Consider the following 6,859-nt stretch of genomic DNA (forward strand, 5'->3'; position numbering starts at 1 on the left):
GTCCTTACTTGTTGGTCGCGAGCGCGCCGGCGCTGTTCGTGCCGCCGAAGAGCTGCGTCAGGTAAGCCGAGTTGTTCGACGTCGTCGCCATCAGCGTGTTGAGCGCCGTGAACTGCGCGGAGTACTGGCTCGTCAACTGCGCAATGTAATCGTTCAGGCTCGTCTGCTGTGTCGTGATGCTCTTCAGGTCGGCGTTGAGCGCGCTGGTTCGCGTGTCGATCATGCCGCCCGTTTCCGTGAAATTGGTGATGCTGTCGCTAAGCTTCTTGCCGATACCATCCGTGGAATTGAACAATGACGAGACGGTTGCGGAGTCTGTGGTCAGTGCCTTGTTGAGCGCCGTGCTGTCCACCTGCAGCGTGCCGTCGGCCTGCAAGGAGATGCCGATGGAGCCGAGGCTCGCCGTCGTGCTGCCGCTCTTCACGCCGCCCGCGATGATCGACGCGAGCGAATTCTTGATCGTGTTGAGCGTGGAATCGCCGAGCAGCGGTCCTTGCGTCGCCGCGCCCGAGGTGTACTTGGAAAGCGTGCCCATCGTGGTCACGACGGTGTTGTACAGCGAAACGAAGGTGTTGATCGTGTTCGCCTGGGTCGTCGTGTCCGCTGCGATGGTCAGCGTTTGCGTGGTGGCCGGTGACGTCACCGCCGCCGATGTCAGGTTCAATGTGACACCGGCAATCGCGCTCGTCACGGCATTGGTCGAGCTGGTCGCCGCGATGCCGTTGACCGTGAATGCCGCGTCCTGTGCCACCGTGCTTTGCGTCCATGCGCTGCTGCTGTTGGCCGATGCGATTGTCGACTGGCCGCCCGTGGTGCTGGCGGTGGACGTCACGCCGAGGTTCGACAGGCCGTTGTCGCCGCTCAGATTGCTGACCGCGACGCTGATGGTGTTGGCCGCGCCCGTCGTCGAAGAGGCGAGTACGAGGTGCGCGCCGTCGGTGCCGTTGACGACCGTTGCGGTGACGCCCGGATTGCCGGTCGCGCCGTTGATCGCGGCGGCGATGCCGGCGAGCGTGTTGTTGCTGCTGTTGATCGACACGTTGAACGACTTGCTGCCGAGCGAAATGCCCAACGTCCCGGAGCCGAGCGCCTGGCTCGCGGTGAAGGCCGAAGAAGTAAGCGCCTGCGCCGTCGCGACCTGCGAGACCGAGACGCTATAGCTGCCCGCAACGGCGCCTGTGGCGGCCGTCGCGGTAATGCCGGTGCCACCGGTCAGGGTGGCCGTGAACGTGGACTGCAGCCCGCCATTCGACAGTGAGGTAAGGCCCGTTTCCAGCGCGCCGAGCGCGGCCGAAAGCGTGCCGAATGCTGAAATCTGGGTGTTGTCGCTGCTTTGCTGGGCTGCCAATGCGGCAACCTGACCTGCGGTTTTGGAATTCACGAGCGCCGTGACGAGCGAGTTCACATCGAGCGAAGTGTTGCCGGTCGCGCCGCTAATGACCGATTGCATGGCCTGCTGCAGTGCTGCGTTGTCGGCTGCAATCGTTGCCGATGCTGCGCTCGCCGCCGATGAACTCGTAATCGTTGACATGGAAATGCTCCGTGCGTCCGTTTTGATGCGTGATTGGCGTGACAGAAATGCAGGATGGAAGGCGAACCTTCCATCGAAAGACTGAAAACCGGACAACGCGCGGTGAAGCGCGAGGTCCGGTCAAACTTCAGAAGCTATTACTGGAGCAGCTTCAGAACTTGCTGCGGCTGCGAGTTGGCTTGCGCCAGAACCGAGATACCAGCCTGTTGCAGCACTTGAGCCTTCGAGAGGTTAGCAGTTTCCTGCGCGAAGTTCGCGTCGGTGATCTGCGATTGTGCCGACGACAGGTCGGTTGCTTCAGCTTGCTGCGACGTTGCAATCGCGCTGAAACGGTTCTGTGCTGCACCGAGACTTGCCTGCAGGTTGCTCACCGCGGTCAGGGCGTTGTCGATTGCGATCATCGCCACGTTCGCGCCGCTGACCGTGCTGATGTCGAGGCTCGACACGGTGGTGTTGGACGCGTTGACCGCACCGATCTGTGCCGTTGCGTTGGTGATCGACGTCGTCAGAGCTGCGTTCGTCGTGTCGTATGCACCCGTCGACATCGTCAGCGTGGTGATCGGCGAAGTCGTCGTTGCACCCGTCGACGTACCCGTCGAGAAGATCGAGCCAGCAACCGTTGCGTTGATTGCCGAACCGTTCTGGTCGGTGAACGTGAAGCCGCCGTGACCGTCGGACAGGACGTTGATCGAGGTGATCGTTGCGCCCGTTGCGCCGGCCGTTGCTGCTGCACCGGTCGATGCGTCGATGTCCAGACCGCTGATCGTGCCAGCCAGTTGGCCGGTTGCCAGCGAACCGCTGCCGAGGCTAGCGGCGGACATGCTCTTCGACAGGTCGAGGTTGATCGTCTGACCGACGTTCGCGCCAACCTGGAAGCCGACGATACCTGCGGAGCCGTCCAGAATGTTGGTGCCGTTGTACGTCGTCTGCGACGCAATACGGTTCACTTCCTGGATCTGCTGCGCAACTTCTTTCTGCAGTGCTGCCTGGTCCGACGACGACATCGTGCCGGTCGAAGCCTGCACAGCCAGAGTACGGATACGTTGCAGGCTGGAAGTCAGCGAGGACAGCGCGCTCGACGCCGTCTGAATCAGCGACACGCCGTCGTTCGCGTTCGACACGCCCTGGCCCAGACCGTTGATCTGGGTTTGCATACGGGTCGAGATTGCGAGACCTGCTGCATCGTCAGCCGCGCTGTTGATGCGCTTGCCCGACGACAGACGGGTGATAGCTTGCGACAGGGCGCTTTGCGAGCCGTTGAGGTTCTGCTGTGCAACCAGCGAGTTGATATTGCTATTGATTCCGAGCATGGAAAATCTCCTAAATAAGCCTGAGCCCAATACGCCACATTGGCATCGGCGGAAGCTTCGTTCATTGCTGGCCGCCTCAGTGAAGGTTGACGGCGGCCCTAAAAAAAACTTGAGGGACTTTCTATCGCGAGGGTCCGTCCGACTCGCCCGACAGTGCGCGAGAGCCGCGCCGCACAAGGCTTTGCGGCCGACGGGCAGGCGCGCTGCCGGATATGAAAAGGCCGCGTATTCTCTTTTTCTCTTCAGATAAAACGCAGAGAAGTCATGCAAAAACGCCGCATTGGGCACTCCGAAATGCGAGTCGCGCCGCTAATGTCCGGCGCGAATCTATTCGCGCTGGACCGCCGACGCAGTGACTTCGCTTTGGCTGTTCCCTGCGTTTGTCGACGCCGGCTCCCGCTTCGGCGACACTGCCGCCGCGTGTTCGGCCCACGGTGCGGCGTCGGCATGGCCTGTGCGGCTACCCGTTGTTACAGCTGGAGCAGAAGCTGTCAGGCGGATACAAGGCCGACCTCGAGGGGGCCGTGCTCGCCCACCAGCGCGGCGTGGCCGTGTACTGGAGCCGCGCGAGCGCCTGAGCACTCGCGACGGCCTGGCGCAAACCCTAAACCCCTGGTACGATGGAGAGTTTCCTGATATCATCGGGAGTGAATTGAGATCTTTGCCTGTTTCGTCATCTGGTTTTTGTTGATGAAAGGTTGGCGAAACGGCAGCAGGCGCGGCTTTGCAATACGTCTGTCCGCGTTCCGCGGTGAGCTCCCCACCTCTCTTTTCCGGCCTCCGTGGCCGCTTTGCCTCTCGTTTCATTCGTGGTTTGGCCGGGTTCTTCCCGCGTTTGCCTGTTACTGGCCATGAATCGAAACGACCGGAGGGCCGGCGCGTGAGCGGTTTCCGCCACGCAAATTAACCCTATCAAGTGATTGAGTTAGGAATTACATGACGACGATTCTTCTGAAGGAAAACGAGCCGTTCGAAGTGGCGATCCGCCGCTTTCGTCGCGCAATCGAAAAGAACGGCCTGATCGCAGAACTGCGTGAGCGCCAATCGTACGAAAAGCCGACCACGGCACGTAAGCGCAAGAAGGCTGCTGCTGTGAAGCGCCTGCACAAGCGCCTGCGCAGCCAGATGCTGCCGAAGAAGCTGCACTAAGCACGCTTTTTCAGCACGAGCCGAACGGCGGTGTGAGCTTCGCAAGGAGCCACACCGCCGTTTTGTTTTATGGATCCGGATTGGCCTGATGCGGGCGGAATTTAGCCTGCATGGGCACAAACATACCCTGCCAGGTTGGCGCAGGGCGCTGCCGCGCGGGAGCTGTCGTCAGGCCGCGCTCTTCAACAGCTCCGCGGACAGCCCGAATTGGCGTGCGATCGAGCTCAGGCGCTCGTTCCATTCCCACGTGCCGAACACGTCGTGCACGTTTTGCAGGCAGCTGAGCAGATCGACGGTGGCCTGATCGTACACATTGATGCGCGAACGCAGCAGCGCCTTGCGCAGCGCGGCGATGCCGGCGTCCATGTAAGCGGGAGCCGCGACGGGCGTTTTGCCGACATAGCGCACCGGTACGCCTTCCATGGCCGTCATGTAGTCGCGCAGCTTGATGAAATTGCCGACCGGGCAGCCGCCGCAGTAGCCGCGGTAAGCGCCGCCTCCGCGTGGCAGCAGCGCGGCGCGCTTCTGGCCGAAAAGGTGGCTGACAGCCTGGTCGAAAATGGCCTGATGGGTGAGGAAGGTGAGAGTTTTCATGATGGTCTCGCTATGCCACGCGGTCGTTACTCGTTGTGAGCGCCTGATCCCAGTATCGCGCTTGCGTTCGCTGGCGAAATGCCGACTAGCACGGCGAAACGCCCTTAATTCCGGGATTTGCCCCGAGCCAGCAGCGCGGGTCGCACAGCGGGGTCGCTGCGGACGCGCTCTCTTCCGCAATGGCCTCGCAGTGACCTCCGCATTGGCCGATCAGCGCTCTTGATCTGTATAACGGCCGGCGGCGGCGATAAGCGCAGCAGGGCTTTACCCGATAGCCGTTTTGCGATGGCGCGCGACGAGCCGGCGAGGAGCCGGCCAGGGAATGGAAACTCGCCAGCGGCTTTGAACCCTACGAGGAGCCGGTTTGTTCACTCAGATGGCTGACCGGCTGACCGGCTCACAGGCCGCGACCTTACTGGCCTGGCGGCTGACCGGCTCACCCCGCCGCTTTGCGCGAGCGCAGTTTCTTGCCAAGCGCCGCGCAGCGCGCCCGGCACATGCAGGTCGTCTCGTGATCGTTGACCATACCGACCGCCTGCATGAACGCATAACAGATGGTCGAGCCGACGAACTTGCAGCCGTAGCGTTTGAGTGCCTTGCTGAGCGCATCCGAGACTTCGGTTGCGGCCGGGGCCTCCTTGTACGACGCCCACTCGTTCTGGATCGGCGTGTTGTCGACAAACGACCAGATGAAGTTGGCGAACGAGCCATGTTCTGCCTGAATCTGCTGCACGGCACGCGCATTGGTGACGGCCGCTTCTATCTTGCCGCGATGGCGCACGATGCTTTCGTCCGCAACGAGGGCGTCGACGCGTTTCGGCGTGAAGCGCGCGACCTTGTCAATGTCGAAATTGTCGAACGCGCGCCGGTAGCCGGCGCGCTTGTTCAGAATGGTCGACCACGACAGCCCCGCTTGCGCGCCTTCCAGCACCAGCATTTCGAAGAGATGCTGGTCGTCGCGGGACGGCACGCCCCATTCGGTGTCGTGATAATGTGCGAGCGCATCGCTCGATACCCAGTTGCATCGCTGTGTCACTTCAGCGCTCCCCGTTGTGATGTCGCTCGCCAGCATAGCGTAACGCGCGCGGCCCGCAAGCTGGCCATTCGGCCAATTGCGCGAGCGCAAAGGACCTGCCACGCTGTCCACATTTCTCACAAAACGCATTTCGATTCATGAACACGAACCTCTTTCTGATTGGCGTCGACGGCGGCGGCACTGGTACGCGAATCGTGCTTGCCGATGCGCAGGGGCGCGAGCTGGCACGGGCGACAAGCGGGCCGTCGGGCTTGGGGCTCGGCGTCGAGCGCGCGTGGCAGGCCATTGCGGCGGGCTGTGCGGACGCATTCGCGCGCGCCGGGGTTGCATTCGACTGGTCGCGCTGCGTGCTTGGTTGCGGCCTCGCGGGTGTCAACAATCGTGACTGGCTGTCGGCGTTTCGCGCGCAGGCGCCCTCGGTTGCGGGGCTCGCCGTGGCAAGCGACGCGTACACGACACTGCTCGGCGCGCACGGCGGGGCATATGGGGTGATCGTCGCGCTCGGTACAGGCAGCATCGCGGCGGCGGCAGAGCGCGACGACGGAGAATGCAGAACAGTCAGCGGCTATGGCTTTCCGTCGGGTGACGAAGCGAGCGGGGCCTGGCTTGGCCTGCGAGCCATTGTCCACGCGCAGCATGCGCTAGACGGACGCGGCCCCAACGACGACTTCGCGCAGGCGCTCCTCTCGCACGTCGGCGCGCGCGATCGGGACGGGCTCGTCGTGTGGCTCTGCGAGGCCAATCAAACGGCGTACGCGAGCCTGGCGAAGCTCGTGATCGCGCATCGCACGCATCCGTTTGCCGCGCGGCTGCTTGGCGAAGCGGGGCTTGAAATTGGCAGGATGATTGCGGCGCTCGATCCGTCGGCGACGCTGCCCGTGGCTTTGTGCGGCGGTCTGGCCGCGCCGTTGCGCGAGTTCGTGCCGCAAACGTATCAGCAGCGCTTGCGCGAGCCGCTGGCGGATTCCGCGCACGGCGCTTTGCAGTTGGCGCAACGCGAAGCAGCGCGAATCCAGGGCGGGGCCGGTTAAGGAAGTCCGGAGTCCATAGCCCGCAGCTCAAGGCTCGCAGCCTACAACCCAAAGCCCAAAGCCCAAAGCCCAAAGCCCAAAGCCCATGGCCAAGGCCCACAGCTCAAGGCTTAAGGCCTCAAGCCCGGAGCCAAGCCCAGAGCCCAAGCCCGGAGCCCAGAGCCCAGAGCCCAGAGCCCAAGCCCAAGCCCAAGCCCAAGCCCAAGCC

The 6,859-nt window shown here is 62.9% G+C and carries 6 protein-coding genes; 2 read left to right on the forward strand and 4 right to left on the reverse strand.

Annotated features, from left to right (window positions below; genetic code table 11):
* Window positions 1–4 precede the first annotated feature (4 nt).
* On the reverse strand, window positions 5–1,531 hold the full coding sequence (gene fliD / locus JNB89_RS29745) for a flagellar filament capping protein FliD (protein ID WP_220364593.1): 1,527 nt from the start codon (window positions 1,529–1,531) through the stop codon (window positions 5–7).
* A 137-nt stretch (window positions 1,532–1,668) separates the two neighbouring features.
* Window positions 1,669–2,841, reverse strand: a complete 1,173-nt coding sequence (locus JNB89_RS29750) for a flagellin (protein ID WP_013340877.1) — start codon at window positions 2,839–2,841, stop codon at window positions 1,669–1,671.
* A 936-nt stretch (window positions 2,842–3,777) separates the two neighbouring features.
* Between JNB89_RS29750 and rpsU the strand changes: the two genes are divergently transcribed.
* Window positions 3,778–3,990, forward strand: coding sequence for a 30S ribosomal protein S21 (rpsU, locus tag JNB89_RS29755; RefSeq protein WP_006050883.1), 213 nt, complete (start codon window positions 3,778–3,780; stop codon window positions 3,988–3,990).
* Between the two features lie 168 nt (window positions 3,991–4,158).
* Here the strand turns inward: rpsU and JNB89_RS29760 are convergent, their stop codons facing one another.
* Both JNB89_RS29760 and JNB89_RS29765 read right to left on the reverse strand, forming a co-directional pair.
* Window positions 4,159–4,584 carry a hypothetical protein gene (locus tag JNB89_RS29760; protein ID WP_013340876.1) on the reverse strand — a complete coding sequence of 142 codons (426 nt, stop codon included), beginning with the start codon at window positions 4,582–4,584 and terminating at the stop codon, window positions 4,159–4,161.
* Window positions 4,585–5,020: 436 nt separating this feature from the next.
* Window positions 5,021–5,656, reverse strand: coding sequence for a DNA-3-methyladenine glycosylase I (locus JNB89_RS29765; protein WP_049789947.1), 636 nt, complete (start codon window positions 5,654–5,656; stop codon window positions 5,021–5,023).
* 101 nt (window positions 5,657–5,757) lie between these two features.
* Between JNB89_RS29765 and JNB89_RS29770 the strand changes: the two genes are divergently transcribed.
* Complete coding sequence (locus JNB89_RS29770; protein WP_220364594.1) at window positions 5,758–6,651, forward strand: BadF/BadG/BcrA/BcrD ATPase family protein; 894 nt, start codon at window positions 5,758–5,760, stop codon at window positions 6,649–6,651.
* Window positions 6,652–6,859 lie beyond the last annotated feature (208 nt).

The sequence above is a fragment of the Paraburkholderia phenoliruptrix genome, assembly GCF_019511605.1.
GTDB lineage: Bacteria > Pseudomonadota > Gammaproteobacteria > Burkholderiales > Burkholderiaceae > Paraburkholderia > Paraburkholderia phenoliruptrix_A.